The 17,030-nt window shown below is 66.2% G+C and carries 17 protein-coding genes; 13 read left to right on the top strand and 4 right to left on the bottom strand.

Going from position 1 to position 17,030, the window contains the following annotated elements; genetic code table 11:
• Nucleotides 1-52 precede the first annotated feature (52 nt).
• The 5 genes from XcyCFBP4188_RS14050 to XcyCFBP4188_RS14030 all read left to right on the top strand — a co-directional run bounded on the left by XcyCFBP4188_RS14050 (nt 53) and on the right by XcyCFBP4188_RS14030 (nt 7,975).
• Nucleotides 53-2,620 (top strand): DUF3857 domain-containing transglutaminase family protein, encoded by a 2,568-nt coding sequence (locus XcyCFBP4188_RS14050; RefSeq protein WP_104592338.1) that lies wholly within the window; start codon nt 53-55, stop codon nt 2,618-2,620.
• A gap of 266 nt (nt 2,621-2,886) precedes the next feature.
• A complete protein-coding gene (locus tag XcyCFBP4188_RS14045; protein WP_043910040.1) occupies nt 2,887-3,531 on the top strand; it encodes a glutathione S-transferase family protein in 645 nt (214 codons plus the stop codon).
• Nucleotides 3,532-3,571: 40 nt separating this feature from the next.
• Nucleotides 3,572-5,512, top strand: a complete 1,941-nt coding sequence (asnB, locus tag XcyCFBP4188_RS14040; RefSeq protein WP_006451925.1) for an asparagine synthase (glutamine-hydrolyzing) — start codon at nt 3,572-3,574, stop codon at nt 5,510-5,512.
• 258 nt (nt 5,513-5,770) lie between these two features.
• Entirely contained in the window at nt 5,771-6,325 is a 555-nt protein-coding gene (locus XcyCFBP4188_RS14035) for an NADPH-dependent FMN reductase (protein WP_006451926.1), read from the top strand.
• 219 nt (nt 6,326-6,544) lie between these two features.
• The gene (locus XcyCFBP4188_RS14030) at nt 6,545-7,975 is read left to right on the top strand and encodes a replicative DNA helicase (protein WP_006451927.1); all 1,431 of its coding nucleotides are present in this window, start codon (nt 6,545-6,547) and stop codon (nt 7,973-7,975) included.
• A 483-nt stretch (nt 7,976-8,458) separates the two neighbouring features.
• On the opposite strand, the gene hemE is transcribed toward XcyCFBP4188_RS14030, so the two are convergent.
• The 4 genes from hemE to XcyCFBP4188_RS14010 form a co-directional block, all read right to left on the bottom strand.
• Complete coding sequence (hemE, locus tag XcyCFBP4188_RS14025; RefSeq protein ID WP_006449080.1) at nt 8,459-9,523, bottom strand: uroporphyrinogen decarboxylase; 1,065 nt, start codon at nt 9,521-9,523, stop codon at nt 8,459-8,461.
• A 9-nt stretch (nt 9,524-9,532) separates the two neighbouring features.
• Nucleotides 9,533-9,784 carry a WGR domain-containing protein gene (locus XcyCFBP4188_RS14020; protein ID WP_006449079.1) on the bottom strand — a complete coding sequence of 84 codons (252 nt, stop codon included), beginning with the start codon at nt 9,782-9,784 and terminating at the stop codon, nt 9,533-9,535.
• Between the two features lie 179 nt (nt 9,785-9,963).
• On the bottom strand, nt 9,964-11,076 hold the full coding sequence (aroB, locus tag XcyCFBP4188_RS14015) for a 3-dehydroquinate synthase (protein ID WP_104592328.1): 1,113 nt from the start codon (nt 11,074-11,076) through the stop codon (nt 9,964-9,966).
• Nucleotides 11,073-11,615: a shikimate kinase gene (locus tag XcyCFBP4188_RS14010; protein WP_006449077.1), complete on the bottom strand. Its 543-nt coding sequence runs from the start codon at nt 11,613-11,615 to the stop codon at nt 11,073-11,075. Before XcyCFBP4188_RS14010 ends, aroB begins: the two co-directional genes overlap by 4 nt.
• 206 nt (nt 11,616-11,821) lie before the next feature.
• Between XcyCFBP4188_RS14010 and pdxH the strand changes: the two genes are divergently transcribed.
• From pdxH to XcyCFBP4188_RS13970, 8 genes are all read left to right on the top strand, one after another.
• The gene (pdxH, locus tag XcyCFBP4188_RS14005) at nt 11,822-12,421 is read left to right on the top strand and encodes a pyridoxamine 5'-phosphate oxidase (RefSeq protein WP_006449076.1); all 600 of its coding nucleotides are present in this window, start codon (nt 11,822-11,824) and stop codon (nt 12,419-12,421) included.
• Complete coding sequence (aac(6'), locus tag XcyCFBP4188_RS14000; RefSeq protein WP_104592327.1) at nt 12,418-12,888, top strand: aminoglycoside 6'-N-acetyltransferase; 471 nt, start codon at nt 12,418-12,420, stop codon at nt 12,886-12,888. The genes pdxH and aac(6') overlap by 4 nt, the downstream gene beginning before the upstream one ends.
• A 126-nt stretch (nt 12,889-13,014) precedes the next feature.
• Nucleotides 13,015-13,431, top strand: coding sequence for a YjfI family protein (locus tag XcyCFBP4188_RS13995; protein ID WP_006449074.1), 417 nt, complete (start codon nt 13,015-13,017; stop codon nt 13,429-13,431).
• A gap of 12 nt (nt 13,432-13,443) precedes the next feature.
• A complete protein-coding gene (locus tag XcyCFBP4188_RS13990; protein WP_006449073.1) occupies nt 13,444-14,214 on the top strand; it encodes a PspA/IM30 family protein in 771 nt (256 codons plus the stop codon).
• Nucleotides 14,215-14,239: 25 nt separating this feature from the next.
• On the top strand, nt 14,240-15,322 hold the full coding sequence (locus XcyCFBP4188_RS13985; protein WP_006449072.1) for a potassium channel family protein: 1,083 nt from the start codon (nt 14,240-14,242) through the stop codon (nt 15,320-15,322).
• On the top strand, nt 15,319-15,996 hold the full coding sequence (locus XcyCFBP4188_RS13980) for a YjfK family protein (RefSeq protein WP_006449071.1): 678 nt from the start codon (nt 15,319-15,321) through the stop codon (nt 15,994-15,996). Before XcyCFBP4188_RS13985 ends, XcyCFBP4188_RS13980 begins: the two co-directional genes overlap by 4 nt.
• A gap of 37 nt (nt 15,997-16,033) precedes the next feature.
• Nucleotides 16,034-16,438 (top strand): DUF350 domain-containing protein, encoded by a 405-nt coding sequence (locus XcyCFBP4188_RS13975; RefSeq protein WP_006449070.1) that lies wholly within the window; start codon nt 16,034-16,036, stop codon nt 16,436-16,438.
• 12 nt (nt 16,439-16,450) lie between these two features.
• On the top strand, nt 16,451-17,029 hold the full coding sequence (locus XcyCFBP4188_RS13970; RefSeq protein WP_006449069.1) for a DUF1190 domain-containing protein: 579 nt from the start codon (nt 16,451-16,453) through the stop codon (nt 17,027-17,029).
• Nucleotide 17,030 lies beyond the last annotated feature (1 nt).

The following is a 17,030-nucleotide window of genomic DNA, read 5'->3' as shown; positions in this document are numbered from 1 at the left end:
GTGGATGTTGATCAGCAAGGATGTGAGGCGGCGCCTGCGAGGCGTGTTCTGGATGCTGTGTGTGATCGCTGCAATCGCGATGGTCGCGCCGGTGCAGGCCAACGAGGCGCCAAACATGGCGCCGCCGCCGGCCTGGGTGGTGGCCGATGCAGTGCCCGACAAGGTGCCTGGCGCCAACGGTATGCGCTATGAGCTGGTGTCCGATCAGATCGATCTGACCGGCGCCGCGCCGCAGGCGTATCGCCGGCTCAGCTATAGCGTGCAGCGCGCCAAAAGCCTGGACGAAGCCGGGCAGATTTCCATCGATTACCAGCCGCAATACCAGCGCCTGGAACTCAATAGCCTGGATGTCTGGCGCGACGGCAAGCGCATCGACATGCGCAGCCGCGCGCACTACGCCAAGTTGCGTCGCGAGAGCGGGCTGGAACAAGGCTTGATCGATGGCGCGCTGACGCTGTCGATCACCTTGCCGGACCTGCGCGTCGGCGACCGCGTCGACTATGCCGTGACCACCACCGGCAGCAATCCGGTGTTCGGAAAGGGCTATTACGACGTGTTCGAGGCGCGCTATGGCGTGGCGCTGGGCGAGCGCCGCGTGCGCGTGCGGTATCCCGCCGCCATGCCGTTGCAGTGGCGGGTGAGCGCGCCGGGCTTCAGCCGTAACGTCAGCCGCGCCGGTGATGTGAGCACGTTGGAGATCGCCGCACGCAATATCGCCGCCGTGCAGGAAGAAAAAGACGCGCCGGACGATGTCGATGCCTACGGCTTGATCGAACTCTCCACCGCCGGCAATTGGGAAGCGGTGGCGGCATGGGCGGCGCAGCTGTATCCGCGCGCGTTCAAGGATGCGCAGGTTGCCGCCAGCATGGTGCGCAGTCTGCAACTGCGCAGCGACGACCCGCAGGGTGCGTTGTTGCGTGCGGTGGCGTTCGTGCAGGGCGAGATCCGCTACGTCGGCCTGGACATGGGCGAGAACTCGCATGCCCCGCACGCACCGGAAGTGACGCTGCGCAATCGCTATGGCGACTGCAAGGACAAGGCGACGCTGTTGATCGCGCTGCTGCAACTGGCAGGCATTCGCGCCGAACCGGTGCTGGTCAACAGCGACCAGGGTCATGGCCTGGATGCACGGCTGCCCAGTCCTTACGCGTTCGATCATGTGGTGGTGCGCGCGCATCTGCCGCAGGGCGAGGTCTGGGTGGATGCCACGCGCGATCGCGAAGACGGCGCGCTGGCCCAGCGCCGGCCATTGCCGTTCGTGCGCGGGTTGCCGGTGCTGGCCGGGCAGAGCGGATTGGTCGCAGTGCCATCGCCGATGCCGACGCTGCCGCAGATCGAAGTGAACGAGGAGGTGGTGATCTCACTGCACAAACCGCAGCGCGTGGTGAGCTTTACCGTGGACACGCGTTATCGCCAAGGCCGCGGCGATCGCGTGTCTGCCAGCTTCGAAGACCATGGCGCAGAAACGGTTGGTGAGCACTATCTGGAATTCATGCAGAAGTACTACACCGCGCTGACGCAGGTCGGGGTGCCCAGCATCGACGATGCCGATGCGCTCGATGTGCGCACGCACGAAACCTATCGCCTGGAATGGCCGGCAGAGGAGGGCGACGAGGTCGGCTTCCCGCTGTTTCAACTCGGCGAGTGGATGGATGCCTTGCCGAAACAGGCGCGCAAGCGGCCATTGGCGCTGGGCGGGCCGCAACTGGCGCGGCAGACAGTACGGGTGCAGACCGATCCGGTGATACGGGTGAAACCGGAAGAGCAGATCGTCGCCAACCCGTGGTTCCGGTTCTCGCGCACGGTCTCCATGCACGATGGGCGCATCGTCATCGTGGGCGAGTGGCAGCGGTTCACCGACCGCATTCCCGCCGATGGCGTGGCGCGTGCAGGGGCCGACATGGAGCGTGCGCGCGACCTGCTGTACTTCAATCACGATTTCAAGCCGCAGCGGCGCAGGCCTGAGGCCGACTGGAGTGCGCTGAGCTACCCGGCGGCAGGGCTGCTGGTGTTGATCGTGTTGCTGCTGGCGTGCCTGGTGTGGTGGCGCGGAGGTGGCCTGGGCGGGATGGTGTTCGATCCATACGCCACCGCGCAGCGCATGCCCCAGCAGGCCGGTTTGCGCTGGAGCGCCTGGAGCGTGTTTGCGCTGGCCACGCTGTTGTCGGCCTGGATGGGGCTGCATGCCTTGCCGTGGTGGGCCAAGGCGCTGGGTGTCGTGGCGGTGGTGGCGATCGCTGTGCTGAGCTGCGTGTTGCTCAGGCAGGTGCTGCGCTGGATGGGGTGCGTGGCGCAGGTCGGGCGGTTGTTACCGGCCGTGCTGGGCTGCGCCTTGCCGTGGCTGGTCTGCCTGCTGGCGGCGTTGGTCGCACTCGCCGGCAATGTGGCGTTGCTGCACACCGGTGCAAGCGATCCGGCCGGCGTGGCGCAGCTGGCGATGTGCGCGCTGTTGCTGATGCTGGGCGTGCTGTGGTGGTCGGTGTCCGCGACCCAGGCGGTGGCGGGTGTGGCCGGCTGCGGGCGCGCACGCGCATTCGGCGCGCTGGCGTTGACGCTGTCGGTGCTGGGCGTATTGATCGCGGTGCTGGGTGTACCGGTGGCCCTGGTGGCGATGTACTGACACGTTGCGCCTGCTCCCGTGGTGGCGACGGCGGTGTGCCGAGCCGTCTGCGGCTTCGGCATGCGGCAATCGGATGCCCTGGTCACACTGCGGACGTGTCGGCATGGTCTGCGTTGCGTACTCGTCAGCGCTGGCGCGCCTGCCAGTAGATGCATTGGTCCAGGTAACCGTTGTGCGGCTGTGTCGCGCAATCCGGCAGGGCTTTGCAAAGATGCGCCGGGCTGTGACACTGCCAGCCCCCTCATTATTGCCGCGGAGCCAGCTTGATGTCGACCGTGCGTCCCCCGTTGACCGTCCATGGCATGTCCAGTTCCGGCAACTGCTACAAGGTGCGGCTGTTGCTGGAGCAACTGGGCAGCCGCTATCACTGGGTCGAGGTCGACAGCGCCGCGGGCGAAACCCGCACGCCGGAGTATCTGGCCAAAAATCCCAACGGCAAGGTGCCGATGGTGGAACGCGACGACGGCCGCGTGCTGACCGAGTCCAACGCGATCCTGTTCTGGCTGGCCGAAGGCACGCCCTACCTGCCCACCGATGCGTGGCAACGCGCGCAGGCATTGAGCTGGATGTTCTTCGAGCAGTACAGCCATGAGCCGTACGTGGCGGTGGCGCGATTCATCAGTCTGTGGACGCCGCGCGATGCGTCGCGTCGCGCCGAACTGCCGCAGTTGCGCGCACGTGGCGAGCAGGCGCTGGCGGTGATGGAGCAGCATTTGCAGCAACACGCCTGGTTTACCGGCGGCGAGTACGGCATCGCCGACATCGCGCTGTTCGCGTACACCCATTGCGCCGAAGACGGCGGCTTCGATCTGGAACGCTGGCCGGCGATCGGCGCATGGCTGCAGCGCGTGCAGGCCTTGCCTGGTTTCATCGCGATGCCGGCGCCTGCGTTCACCTCGGTGAGCGCATGAGCGGCATGCGCCTCACGCGCCGCCTGCAGGAGCGCTGACGATGTGCGGATTGGCAGGACTGCTGCTGGCGTCGCCGCGCCTGCATGGCGAACAACTCGACGCGCTGGTGCGGCCGATGGGCGCGGCCTTGCGCCATCGCGGCCCCGACGATGCCGGCACCTGGTGCGATGCGCAGGCGGGCGTGGCGCTGGCGCATCAGCGGCTGAGCATTCTGGATCTGTCGCCGCTCGGCCATCAGCCGATGCGCTCGGCCGACGGCCGTTATGTGCTGGCCTACAACGGCGAGATCTACAACTTCGCCCAGCTGCGCGCGGCCTTGTCGGCGCTCGGGCATCGTTTCCGTGGCCACTCCGATACCGAAGTGCTGTTGGCTGCGGTGGTGGAGTGGGGCCTGGACGACACCCTGACCCGCTGCAACGGCATGTTCGCACTCGCGCTGTGGGACGAACGCGATACCTGCCTGTCGCTGGCGCGCGACCGCGTCGGCAAGAAGCCGCTGTACTACGGCTGGGCCGGCGACACGCTGGTGTTCGGTTCCGAGCTCAAGGCGTTGTGGCAGCACCCGGATTTCGACAACGGCGTGGACCGCGATGCGCTGACCTTGCTGCTGCGGCTGGGTTACATCCCGGCGCCGGCCTGCATCCATGAGCGCACCTTCAAGCTGATGCCAGGCCGGGTGCTGCGGCTGGATGCGCAGGCGGTGGCGGCTGGCGCGGCAGCGCATCGCCCCGATCAGGCGCAGCAACCGTTCTGGAACGCGCGCGAGGCGATGCAGCGCGCCCTGGCTGCGCCGTTCACCGGCAGCGACGCGCAGGCCGAAGAACAACTCGATGCGGTGCTGCGCGATGCGGTGGCGCTGCGCATGGTGGCGGATGTGCCGGTGGGTGTGTTCCTGTCCGGCGGCACCGATTCGTCGATCGTCACCGCGATGATGCAGGCGCAGAGCAGCCAGCCGGTGCACACCTTCAGCATCGGATTCGAAGGCTCGCATCACGACGAGGCGCCGCTGGCGCGCGAAGTGGCCACGCATCTGCACACCGACCACACCGAGCTCTACGTCAGCGGTGCCGACGCACTGGCGGTGGTGCCGAGCTTGCCGGACATGTTCGACGAGCCGTTTGCCGATGCCTCGCAGGTGCCCACCGCGCTGGTCGCACGACTGGCGCGTGGCGGGGTGACGGTGGCGCTGTCCGGTGACGGCGGCGACGAATTGTTCTTCGGCTACGGCCGCTACCAGCGTGCGCTGCGCAATTGGCGGATGCACGGGTTGGTGCCGGGCCCGCTGCGAAAGCTGATGGCGTTGGCGGCGCGTCGCAATGGCGAATCCTCGCGCACCGGTGGTCTGGCCGCGCTGGTAGCCGAAGCCGGCGCACGCGGCATCGGGGATATTTATCGCAATCGCATTTCGCGTTGGCGCGACCCGGCCGCGGTGGTGCTGGGCGCGACCGAACCCGACAGTTTCTACAGCCTGGCCGACCCGCTGCATGGCTCCGGCACCCCGGCCGACGCGATGATGCTGGCCGACTTCGCCGCCTATCTGCCCGACGATCTGCTGTGCAAGGTGGACCGCACCACCATGGCGGTGGGCCTGGAAGCGCGCGCGCCGTTGCTGGACTGGCGCGTGGCCGAGTTCGCCTGGTCGCTGCCGCTGTCGTTGAAGTACCGCGACGGGGTCAGCAAGTACCTGCTCAAGCGCGTGCTGTGCCGCTACCTGCCCGACCCGATGGTCTACCGCGGCAAGCGCGGCTTTGGCGCGCCTGTCAGCGCGTGGCTGCGCGGCGATCTGAACGGCTGGGCCGACGATCTGCTGGCGCACGGCACGCTGGAGCGCGAAGGTGTGTTTGCTGCCGACACCGTGGCCGGGCTGTGGCGCGACTTCAACCGCGGCGAGCGCAAATGGCATACGCATCTATGGACGGTGCTGATGTTCCAGGCCTGGCAGGCGCACTGGCGTGCGCAGCGGGCGGCGATGACGCGCTGATCTTGGTCACGTGTTGATCTTGCGCGCGGCGACCAATCGTTGCGCGGTGTGCGAGACCGCGCTGCCGTTGCCGAGTTGTTTCTGACGCTTGAAGCTGCCGCTCGGACATCAGGCCGGGTAGGGGCGTTAACGCCTTGCAGATTGAGACGCCGCCGTGTGCGTGCAGCTGCGGTTGATCGCCCGGTGCCGGGCGGCACTTCACCGGCTCTGAGCATCGCGCTGGGTAGGGTGGGGCCCTGTTTCCACGGAGCGTCCCCCATGAGCAAGATCACCATCGCCGTCCTGGTCGGCAGCCTGCGCGCAGCGTCCTACAACCGCCAGTTGGCGCGCGCGCTGGAGCACCTGGCCGGCGACAAGGCGGTGTTCGAGTATCTGGAGATCGGCGATATTCCGCTGTACAACCAGGACAACGATGCGGATTTCCCGGCTCAGGGCACCCGTTTCAAGCAGCAGGTGCGTGCCGCCGACGCGGTGTTGTTCGTGACCCCCGAATACAACCGCTCGATCCCCGGCGTGCTCAAGAATGCCATCGACACCGGCTCGCGGCCGTATGGCGATAGCGCGTTTTCCGGCAAGCCGGCGGCGGTGGTCGGCATCTCGGTCGGAGCGATCGGTACGGCGACCGCGCAGCAGCATCTGCGTAATGTGCTGTCGTATCTGAACATGCATGTGCTCGGCCAGCCGGAAGTGTTCCTGCAGTACAAGGAAGGTTTGTTCGGTGCCGACGATCAGATTGCCAATGCCGACAGTCGCGCGTTTCTGCAGGGCTTTATCGACTCGTTCCTGGGCTTGATCGCGCAGCTCAAGCGCTGAGTCGCAGGTGATGTGGTCCGCCTAACGCACTGCGCCGGGCGGGCCGCTCACGCGGCCAAAGCGCAGGCCGGGCAAGGGTCGCGGCTGCTGCGACAGCCGGCGCGTAGAACGTGATGCACCGGCTGTGCACCGGTTATCCACAGAGTTGTGCATGGTCGTCGACGCCATCGATGACTATGCTTCCTGCCCTCGTCTCCCTAGCGTCAGGTCTGTTTGTCCATGTCCGCTCGTCCTGGTTTCCGTTCCAAACGCAATCGTGATCGCGACGACGACGATTACGATCGTCCCGAGCCGCGGCTGGACCAGCTGCGTGTGCCGCCGCATTCGGTCGAGGCCGAGCAGGCTGTGCTTGGCGGGTTGATGCTGGCGCCGGAGGCGTTCGACCGGGTCAACGACCAGCTCACCGACAACGATTTCTACCGCCGCGACCACCGGCTGATCTACCGCGCGATTCGCGAATTGAACGAGAAAGACCGCCCGTTCGATGCGGTGACGCTGGGCGAATGGTTCGAGTCGCAAGGCAAGCTGGAGCAGGTGGCCGATGGCGCCTATCTGATCGAGCTGGCCAGCACCACGCCGTCGGCGGCCAACATCGCCGCCTATGCCGAAATCGTGCGCGACAAGGCGGTGCTGCGGCAGTTGATCGAGGTCGGCACCACCATCGTCAACGATGGCTTCCAGCCGGAAGGCCGCGAGAGTGTGGAGCTGCTGGCATCGGCGGAAAAAGCGGTGTTCAAGATCGCCGAAGCCGGCGCGCGCGGGCGTACCGACTTCGTGGCGATGCCGGGCGCGTTGAAGGACGCCTTCGAAGAGCTGCGTAACCGTTTCGAAAACGGCGGCAACATCACCGGCCTGCCGACCGGTTACACCGATTTCGATGCGATGACCGCCGGGCTGCAGCCGACCGATCTGATCATCCTGGCCGCGCGTCCGGCGATGGGCAAGACCACGCTGGCGCTGAACATTGCCGAATACGCTGCGATCAAGTCCAAGAAGGGCGTTGCGGTGTTTTCGATGGAAATGTCGGCCTCGCAGTTGGCGATGCGCTTGATCTCCTCCAATGGCCGCATCAACGCGCAACGCCTGCGTACCGGTGCGCTGGAAGACGAGGATTGGGCGCGCGTGACCGGTGCGATCAAGATGCTGAAGGAAACCAAGATCTTCATCGACGACACGCCGGGCGTGTCGCCGGAAGTGCTGCGCTCCAAGTGCCGCCGGCTCAAGCGCGAACACGATCTGGGCCTGATCGTCATCGACTATCTGCAGCTGATGTCGGTGCCGGGCAACAGCGAAAACCGCGCGACCGAAATTTCGGAGATTTCGCGTGGTCTGAAGGGACTGGCCAAGGAACTCAACGTGCCGGTGATTGCGTTGTCGCAGCTCAATCGCTCGCTGGAAACGCGTACCGACAAGCGCCCGGTGATGGCCGACTTGCGCGAATCCGGCGCAATCGAGCAGGACGCCGACATGATCGTGTTCATCTACCGCGACGATTACTACAACAAGGAAAACTCGCCGGACAAGGGCCTGGCCGAGATCATCATCGGCAAGCACCGCGGTGGTCCTACCGGCTCGTGCAAGCTCAAATTCTTCGGCGAATACACCCGTTTCGACAATCTGGCGCACGATTCGGTGGGCAGTTTCGAGTAAGCGGGTCTGCGTTTAGTGTCGCTGACAGAACCGACCACGTTCACTGTAAGGCGGGTGCGGCCGGCTTTGTGGTTCCCGTCAGTCCACGACAATGTTGGCAGGCGCGATGGCCTTACCGCTTGCAGGACCGTGTGGCGGCATGGATGCCGCCACCGAGCCTCCACGGACGGATTCACGGCGTGTCCCGACACCGGATACGGCACCGCGCTCCGATCGACCGCGCACATGAAGTCTGCCGGTTTTGTGCGAAATGCTCGGTTACTAAGGGTGCTTGCACGCGTGCCGGCGTGGGACACGCCGCAAGTACATCTCTGTAGGCTCTTCTGCAGCATCCCATGCCGCATAAGGTCCCACGCCGGTACGCATGCAAGCACCACCGGTTGTTGCCGGTGGCTGTAGGAAAGAGAGCGGCGTCTGGTTGACTGATCGGCTTCTGAGCGAGCCATCGACAGCGCTACTCGCGCGCTGTCGATTGCGCCTGGATCAGCGCTTGCTCAGCGTTTGCACCGCTTCCACCAACACCCCAACATGTTCGGGATTCATGTCCGGCGACATGCCGTGGCCGAGGTTGAAGACGTGGCCTTCGCGCGAGCCGCCGTTGCCTTGGGCGTAGCTGTCCAGGGTCTTGCCGACTTCGGCGCGGATCGCCTCGGGCGAGCCGTACAGGGTGGCCGGGTCCAGGTTGCCCTGCAGGGCGACGCGGCCGCCGGCGCGCTGTGCGGCGTCGGCCAGCGAGATGGTCCAGTCCACGCCCACCGCTTCGGCGCCGCTGGCGGCCAGTTCGCTCACGTAGGCGCCGTTGCCCTTGCCGAACAACACCAGCGGGGTGCGCTCGGCACCGTCGCCACGCTCCAGCTCACGTGCGATGCGGGTGAGGTAGGGCAGCGAGAACTCGCGGTACATCGCCGGCGACAACACGCCGCCCCAGGTGTCGAACACCTGCAGCGCCTGCGCACCGGCCGCGCGTTGTGCGGACAGATAGGCGATCACGGCATCGGTGACGGTGCTGAGCAGGTGATGCAGCACCTCCGGCGCGTTGAAGGCCATCGCCTTGATGCGCGCGTATTCCTTGCTGCCGCCGCCTTCGATCATGTAGCAGGCCAGCGTCCACGGGCTGCCGGAGAAACCGATCAGCGGCACCGCACCATCCAGCTCGCGACGGATCAAACGCACCGCATCCATCACGTAACGCAGATCGGTTTCCATGTCCGGCACGCCCAGCCGATGGATTGCTGCGGCATCGCGCACCGGATGGCGGAACTTGGGGCCTTCGCCTTCGACGAAGTACAGCTCCAGGCCCATCGCATCGGGGATGGTCAGGATGTCGGAAAACAGAATCGCCGCGTCCAGCGGGAAGCGTTGCAGCGGCTGCAGCGTCACTTCGCAGGCGATCTCGGGGTTCTTGGCCATGCCTAAAAAGCTGCCGGCGCGCGCGCGGGTGGCGCGGTATTCGGGCAGATACCGGCCGGCCTGGCGCATCAGCCACACGGGGGTGCGGTCGACGGGCTGACGGTTCAGTGCACGCAACAGGCGATCGTTCTTGAGCATGGGTGTTCCTCAGCGCGGCGCGTCGGCGCCGCCGGTGATGAGTTGGAAGCCGCGTTTGAGGTGGGTGTCGCGTGCCTTGTCGAAGGCCCGGTCCGCCTCATCCTGCAGCAGGTATTGGTCGCGTCGCAGCTGCGAGCGTCCACCGATCTCGCCGCTCTCGCGCAGCAGCTCCCAGCCACCGAACAGATCCGGTTGCAGGGTCAGCTGGACATAACGCAGCGGCGCATTGCCGCCGGGATCGTGTTGCAAGTGGATGCGCATGGCGCCGATTGTAGCCGGGCGGTGCTGAAGGCTGGGAGGCAGGGATTAGGGCGTAGGGATTCGGGATTGGATAAGGCAGTCTGCAGCGTGCCCGACCTGACAGCGTGGGTACGAGCGACGCTGCGTTTTCCGGGATGTTGGATCGCGCTTGCTGCCGCAGCCGGCCAACCGCGTGCACCTCAGCTCGCCAGAATCTCCAGCACCGCGGCCTCGTCGACATCCGGCACCACCTCGGCCTTGCCGATGCCGCGCCACAACACCAGGCGCAGGCGGCCGGCGATGTTCTTCTTGTCCAGACGCATGCGCCCCAGCAGCGCTTCCGGCGACAGGCCGGCCGGGATCTCGGTGGGCAGGTCGAAGTCGTGCAGCAGGGCGCGCAGCGCCTCGGTGTCCTGCGCAGTGCTCATGCCCAGCGCGGCCGACAGCCGTGCGGCCAGCACCATGCCCACCGCCACGGCTTCGCCATGGTTGAGGTTGTCGTTGCCGGGCGCGCCGTAGCCTTGTTCGGTCTCGATCGCGTGGCCGAAGGTGTGGCCCAGGTTGAGCAGGGCGCGCTCGCCTTTTTCCAGCGGATCGCGCGCCACGATCTCGGCCTTGTGCTCGCAGCTGCGCGCAATGGCCTGGGCCAGCGCTGCGGCGTCGCTGTCCAGCAGTGCGCGGCGTTCGGCATGCAGCCACTGGAAGAACAACGGGTCGCGGATGGCGCCGTACTTGATCACCTCGGCCAGACCCGCACGTAGCTCGCGCGGTGGCAGGGTGCGCAGGGTGTCTGTGTCGGCGATCACCGCGAGTGGCGGATGAAACGCGCCGACCAGGTTCTTGCCCTGCGGGATATCCACCGCAGTCTTGCCGCCGACCGACGAATCCACCATCGCCAGCAGGCTGGTGGGCAGTTGCACGCAGTCCACCCCGCGCATCCAGCAGGCCGCTGCGAAGCCGGCCAGGTCGCCAACCACGCCGCCGCCGAGTGCGAACACGCAGGCGTCGCGGGTGGCGCCCAACTCAGCCAGCGCGGCGATCGCAGCGCCGAAGTTATCCAGCGTCTTGGAGGCTTCGCCGGCGGCGATCACCAGCTCGCCGAGCTGCAGGTCCGGGCGCGCCTGCAACAGTGCAGTGCGCACCGCGGCCGCGTAATGCGGGGCCACCTGCGAGTCGCTGAGCAGCAGCACGTGGCGGCCGCGCACATGGCTGGCCAGGCGCGCGCCATCGGCCAGCAGGCCGGGTGCAATGGTGATGGTGTAGGGCTGCGCACCGTCGACATCGACGCTGCGCGAGGAACGGGGAAGTGTCATGCAGGGGTACTCGACATGCGCCATTGCGCGGCCAGACGCAGCACTAGCTGCGCGGTGGCCTCGGCGGGGGAAAAAAGATCGGTTTCCAGGCTGAGGTCGGCGACCTCCTGGTACAGCGGGGTGCGGTGCGCGGCCATCGCGTGCAGCACCTGCTCGCGGTCGGCGCGTTGCAATAGCGGGCGATTGCGATCGCGCGCCAGCCGGGTGAGCTGCGCCGGCACGCTCACATGCAGATAGACAACAAAGCCGCGCTCGCGGATGCGCTGGCGGTTGAGCGGATCCAGCACCGCGCCGCCGCCGGTGGAAATCAATTTGTTGTCCTGCTGCAGCAGCGCCTGCAAGGTCTCGACTTCGTGCTGGCGAAACCGCGCTTCGCCGTGCTGTTCGAAAATGGCCGGGATGCTCTTGCCCGCCTGCTCGACGATGGCCTGATCCACATCGACGAACTCCAGCCCGAAGCGCTCGGCCAGACGACGGCCGATGCAGCTTTTTCCGGCGCCCATCGGGCCGACCATCACGAGATTGGGAGCGGGGTTCATGCGCAGGGATCGTAGCATTCACGCCCCCGCGCCGGGCCGATTGACGCGGCCTGAAACCATTCGTGCGGTGTGACTTGCGACTGCGTGCCTCGGCATCGACACCTGTCGCCGCCGCAGGCAGACCGATGGCTGCGACAGTGCGGACATAGGCGAAGCACACGCGATGCGCCCACAATAGGCGCCAATCTTGCTGCCCACGCACCGTCATGACCGATCTGTACGCAGAAGCCCTTGCCACCTTCACCGCGTTGTATGCCGAGGCGCAGAACAGCGCTGAACTGGAAGCCAGCGCGATGACCGTGGCCACCGCCAACGTGGATGGCCGGCCGAGCGCGCGCACCGTGTTGCTCAAGGCCTTCGATGCGCGCGGCTTCGTGTTCTACACCCATCTGGACAGCGCAAAGGGCCGCGATTTGCAGACCCATCCGCAGGCGGCATTGCTGTTTCTGTGGCGCAGCCTGCGCGAGGCCGGCATCCAGGTGCGCATCGAAGGTGGCGCGCAGTTGGTGAGTGCGGACGAATCCGATGCCTACTTCGCCTCGCGCCCGCGCATGAGCCAGATCGGCGCCTGGGCCTCGCTGCAATCGCAGACGCTGGGCTCGCGCGAGGAGTTCGACGCGGCCATCGCCAAGGTCGAGGCCACGTTCGAGGGCCGCGAGGTGCCGCGCCCGGATGGCTGGGGCGGGTTCCGGGTGGTGCCGCAGGCGTTCGAGTTCTGGTACGGCGCCAACTTCCGCCTGCACGAGCGCTGGCGCTACGAAGCCGATGCGGCCAGCCGCTGGAGCAAGCGGATGCTGTATCCGTGAGTGCGCCAGCCGGGTGGCGGGTGCGCGCGGCGGTCGGTGCCGATGCGCGGGCCTTGCTGGCCTTGCGCCTGGCCTTGTGGCCCGATGCCGATGATGGCGTTGCCGACGACAGCGTCGCCGAACTGCAGGCCGTGCTGGCGCAATCAGATGCCGGCCACCTGCTGGTGGTGGACGACGTGGATACGGCGCTGGGGTTTGCCGAGGTGTCGGTGCGCCACGAGTACGTCAATGGCACCGAAAGCACGCCGGTGGGCTTTCTGGAAGGGTGGTATGTGATTCCGGCCTGGCGCGGCCGCGGGCTCGGTCGTGCCCTGGTGGCGGCGGCGGTCGCGTGGACGCGTGATCAGGGCTGCGCGGAGCTGGCTTCCGATGCGCGGCTGGAAGACAGCGGCGCCCAGGCGGCACATGCGGCGTGCGGCTTCGAGCCAACTGAACGGGTGGTCTGCTTCCGCCTGCAGCTGGCCTGACCAGCTGACTTCCGGCCCTTTCTGCCGGTTGCGGACAGTCTGTAGTATGTCCGCCCATTGCACGAGCATTGCTGCATCACCGCAGCTGCTCGACCACCGCTGCATGACCAAAGGACAGGACATCGTATGACGCAGTACACCACTGTCGAATTGCACGGCCTGCTGGCCGAGCGCTACCGCGACCAGCCGATCGAGGTCGAGCTGATCGACGGGCTGGAACCGGCCATCAACCTCACCCTGGCCGACCACGGCGACATGCAGATCCAGGTTGCCGCCTCCGGCTCGCAGGTGTTCGTTTCCACGCTGCTGGCCAATGCCGACCAGGTCAGCGACCGCGCCGCCTTCAACGACGCCTGCCTGCGGCTCAATCCGCTTAATCCTTTATCCAACCTGGGCCTGGTGCAGGTCGACGGCAAGGATAGCTACGTGGTCTTTGGCGAGCTGTCGGCGTCGTCCACGCTCGACCAGATCGACGAGGAAATCCAGACCCTGGCGGCCAATACGCTGGATGCCGCCGAATCTCTCAAGCCGTACTTTTCCTAAAGGCGTGTTGTCATGAGTATCTTTTCAAAGTTGATCACGCTGCTGCGTGGCACTGCACACGAAACCGGCCAGAAGGCGGTCGACGCCAATGCGCTGCGCATCCTGGACCAGGAAATGCGCGATGCCGGTGCCCAGCTCACGCGTTCGCGCGAAGAGCTCACCAAGCTGATGGCACAGAGCAAGCTGGCCCAGCAGAAGATCGACGCGCGTGCCGGCAAGATGGCCGAATACACGCGCTACATCGAAGGTGCGCTGGCCAAGGGAGATGAATCGCTGGCCCACGATGTGGCGACAAAGCTCGCCGCGCTGGAAAGCGAAGACGCCGGCGACAAGGCCTCCAAGACGGCGCTGGACCAGTCGGTGGTGACGCTCAAGGCCACCATCCAGAAGACCGAAAACCAGCTGCGCGGCATGCGCCAGCAGATCGATACGGTCAAGGCCACCGACGCGGTGCAAAAGGCGCAGGCGGCGATTGCCGCGCGGCATTCCGGTGCCAGCAGCAAGATGGGCTCGGCGCTGGAATCGCTGGAGCGCATCAAGGCGCGTCAGGCCGAGACTTCTGCACGCATCGAATCGGCCGAAGAGCTCGAATCGTCCAGCGGCGATGGCGATCTTAATCGGCGTCTGGCCGCGGCTGGCCTGATGGAAGGCGAGTCCAACGCTGCCGCAGTGCTGGCACGCTTCAAGAAGCCGGCCCAACTCGGCCACGACAGCGCGAGCGGCACCGCGCCGCTGATCGGCCAGGTGCGCGACGTACAGCAGGTTCCGCGCAGCGACAGCTGATCCACCGCACGGCACAGGACGCGCCATGATCATCGTCGGACGGTTGTTCCAGGTATTGCGGCGCCATGTGCGCCGCGTCAGCTGGGGCGTGGTGGCGCTGGCGCTGCTGGCGCATATGGGCGTGAGTTGGGCGTTGTTGTTGATGGCTGGCGAGCACAAGCTCGTCGGCCTGGATGCATTTCCGTACTACTACATGACCACCGCCACCACCATCGGCTATGGCGACCTGTCGCCGGGCTCGGTGGCCGGGCGCTATATCGCCGCGTTCGTGTTGATGCCAGGCGCGGTGGCGCTGTTCGCCACGGTGCTGGCCAAGACCAGCGGTGTGCTCATCACTTTCTGGAGGCGCCACCACATGGGCAAGATGGCTTACGCCGATCTGCACGGGCACACCATTCTGATCGGCTGGCAGGGCGCCGCCTCCGCGCGTTTGCTGGAGCTGTTGCTCTCGGACACCGCCACGGATGACGAAGGCGTGGTGCTGATCGCCGAGGGCGTGGCCGAGAACCCGATGCCCGACCACATGCGCTTTATCGCCGCCGAGTCGTATACGCACACGGACGTGTATCTGCGTGCGGGCATCGCGGGCGCGGCGCGGGTGATCGTCAATCCGCCATCCGACGATCAGACCCTGGCGGCGGTGTTCGCGCTGATGGCGCATGCGCCGCGTGCGCACATCGTGGCGCACTTCGATTCGGGCAGCGCCGCGCGGCTGGTCAATTGCCACTATCCGGCCATCGAATGCACCCGCCCGATGACCGCCGAGATCCTGGCGCGCGCTGCGCAAGATCCCGGCAGCGCGGCGATCACTGCCGAGCTGCTGTCTGTGGACGATGGCCCCACCCAGTTCAGTCTTGCGGTTCCGGCCGATGCAGGCCCGCTGGATTACCGCGTCGTGGCGGCCGACTTCAGCCAGCGCGGCGCCTTGTTGCTGGGCCTGCGCGCGCCAGATGGTGCGTTGCGGTTGAACCCGCCCGCACACACCGCTGTGGCGGCCGGTGCCATGCTGTATTACCTGGCCGAGCAGCGCGTGCCTGCGCACGCCATCGCATGGCACGCCCTGCGCACTGCCGCCGTTCCCCATTCCCCATCGCCACAAGGTGCATGACGATGAGTTTTTTCAGCAAGTTGTTCGGTCAACCACAACCGCCCGCGGCGCCCACGTCCGGCACCGGCGCGATCGGCCACACGCTGCCGTTGGGCTTGCGTGTGGGGGGGCAGGTAGAGATCGACACCACCCTGTATCGCATGGCGCCGGAGGCCATGACCGCCGAGCTGCCGGGCGGCCATCAAGGCATCCCGTGCTATGGCCACGTCAATCTGGGCGATGGCTATTCCCTGCATCGGTTCTATCTGGACGACGATGCGTTCTTGCAGGTCACCACCGTGGGCGGCGATCTGGAGGCGATGAAGGCGTTCGTGTATTGCGAGACGGTCAATCCGCCCAGCAAGCAGGCGTTTCAGGAGTTCGTGATGCAGCATCCGCATCTGGGTGCGGCGCAGATCGACTACGCCGGCAAACGTTGGGAGCGCGCCACCCAGTCCACCGACGATGCCGCGCGGATCCCGCCGATCGCCTACGACGAAGTGCTGTACCGCTATCAGCCGCCGCGTCGAGATGGCGATCTGACCCATTACGCCATGCTCTACAGCCGTGATGTGCCGGAGCTGCAGCGTGAGGAATTTCTGCTGGTCACCGGCGAGGATTCCGGCCCCAACGAATTCTGCGTCACCTACGCGGTCGGCATCGATGTCACCGTCGCCGATCTGGATATCACCTGAGCGTGCGCGCTCGTCTTCCACTTACCTTGGTCCTGTCATGAACCCGATCAACCTGCAGAGTTTTCTCGCGTTTCTCTCCTATTTCGGCACCGGTCTGGGCGTGTTGATCGTCGCGGTGGTGCTGGTGACCCTGGTCACCCCGCACAAGGACTTCACCTTGCTGCGGCAGGGCAACGTGGCTGCGGCCACCGCGCTGGCCGGCAACTTCATCGGTGTGGCATTGCCGCTGCATTCGGCCATCACTCATTCGGTGAGCCTGGTCGATGCGCTGATCTGGGGCGCGGTCGCCTGCGGGATTCAGATCGTGGCGTATCTGCTGGCCAACGTGGTGGCCGGGCGCATCTCGCGGCAGATCACCGACAACGTCGCTGCGGCGGGCATCTTTTCGGCCGGCGTGTCGATCGCGGTCGGGCTGATCAATGCTGCGGCGATCACGCCGTAACGGAGTACAGGCATGAAGCGCTCACGCAATCTCAAGCTCACCTTGATGGCCGCCTTGCCGGCCGCCCTCGTCACCGGTTGTGGTTCTGAACCAGAGACAGGTGTGGTGCTGCAGTCGGCCTCCGACTGCTACCAGATCAAGCAGGAACAGACCGACATCCAGCAATGCCTCAAGGCCTACGACGAGGCGGTGGCCAAGCATCAGCAGGCTGCGCCGCGCTTCAATTCGCGCTACGAGTGCGATGCGCAGTTCGGCAGCTGCACCGAGGTGCCGGGGCAGACCCAGGGCCAGCACAGCTGGATTCCGCCGATGGGCGGGTTTCTGCTGGGCTATGCGCTGGGCAACATGAGCGGTGGCGGCGGCTACCGCTACGGCGGCGCGATGCCGCTGTATCGCGATTACCGCAGCGGCGGTTACTACAAACCCAATGGCGATCTGGCCAGCAACCGTATCGGCACCGTGCGCGGGCGCAGCGGCGCCATCGACATGCCGTCGCGTGCGATCACAGTGTCGCGCTCGGGTTTCGGCTCCAGTGCGGCGGCGCGCAGTTCGTTCGGCAGCGGCGGGCGCAGTTCCGGATACGGCGGCTGAC

Origin of the sequence: Xanthomonas hortorum pv. cynarae, assembly GCF_002939985.1 — a bacterium.
GTDB lineage: Bacteria > Pseudomonadota > Gammaproteobacteria > Xanthomonadales > Xanthomonadaceae > Xanthomonas > Xanthomonas hortorum_D.
The sequence above is the reverse complement of the archived record's forward strand: the minus strand, read 5'-3'. Positions and strand labels throughout refer to the sequence as shown.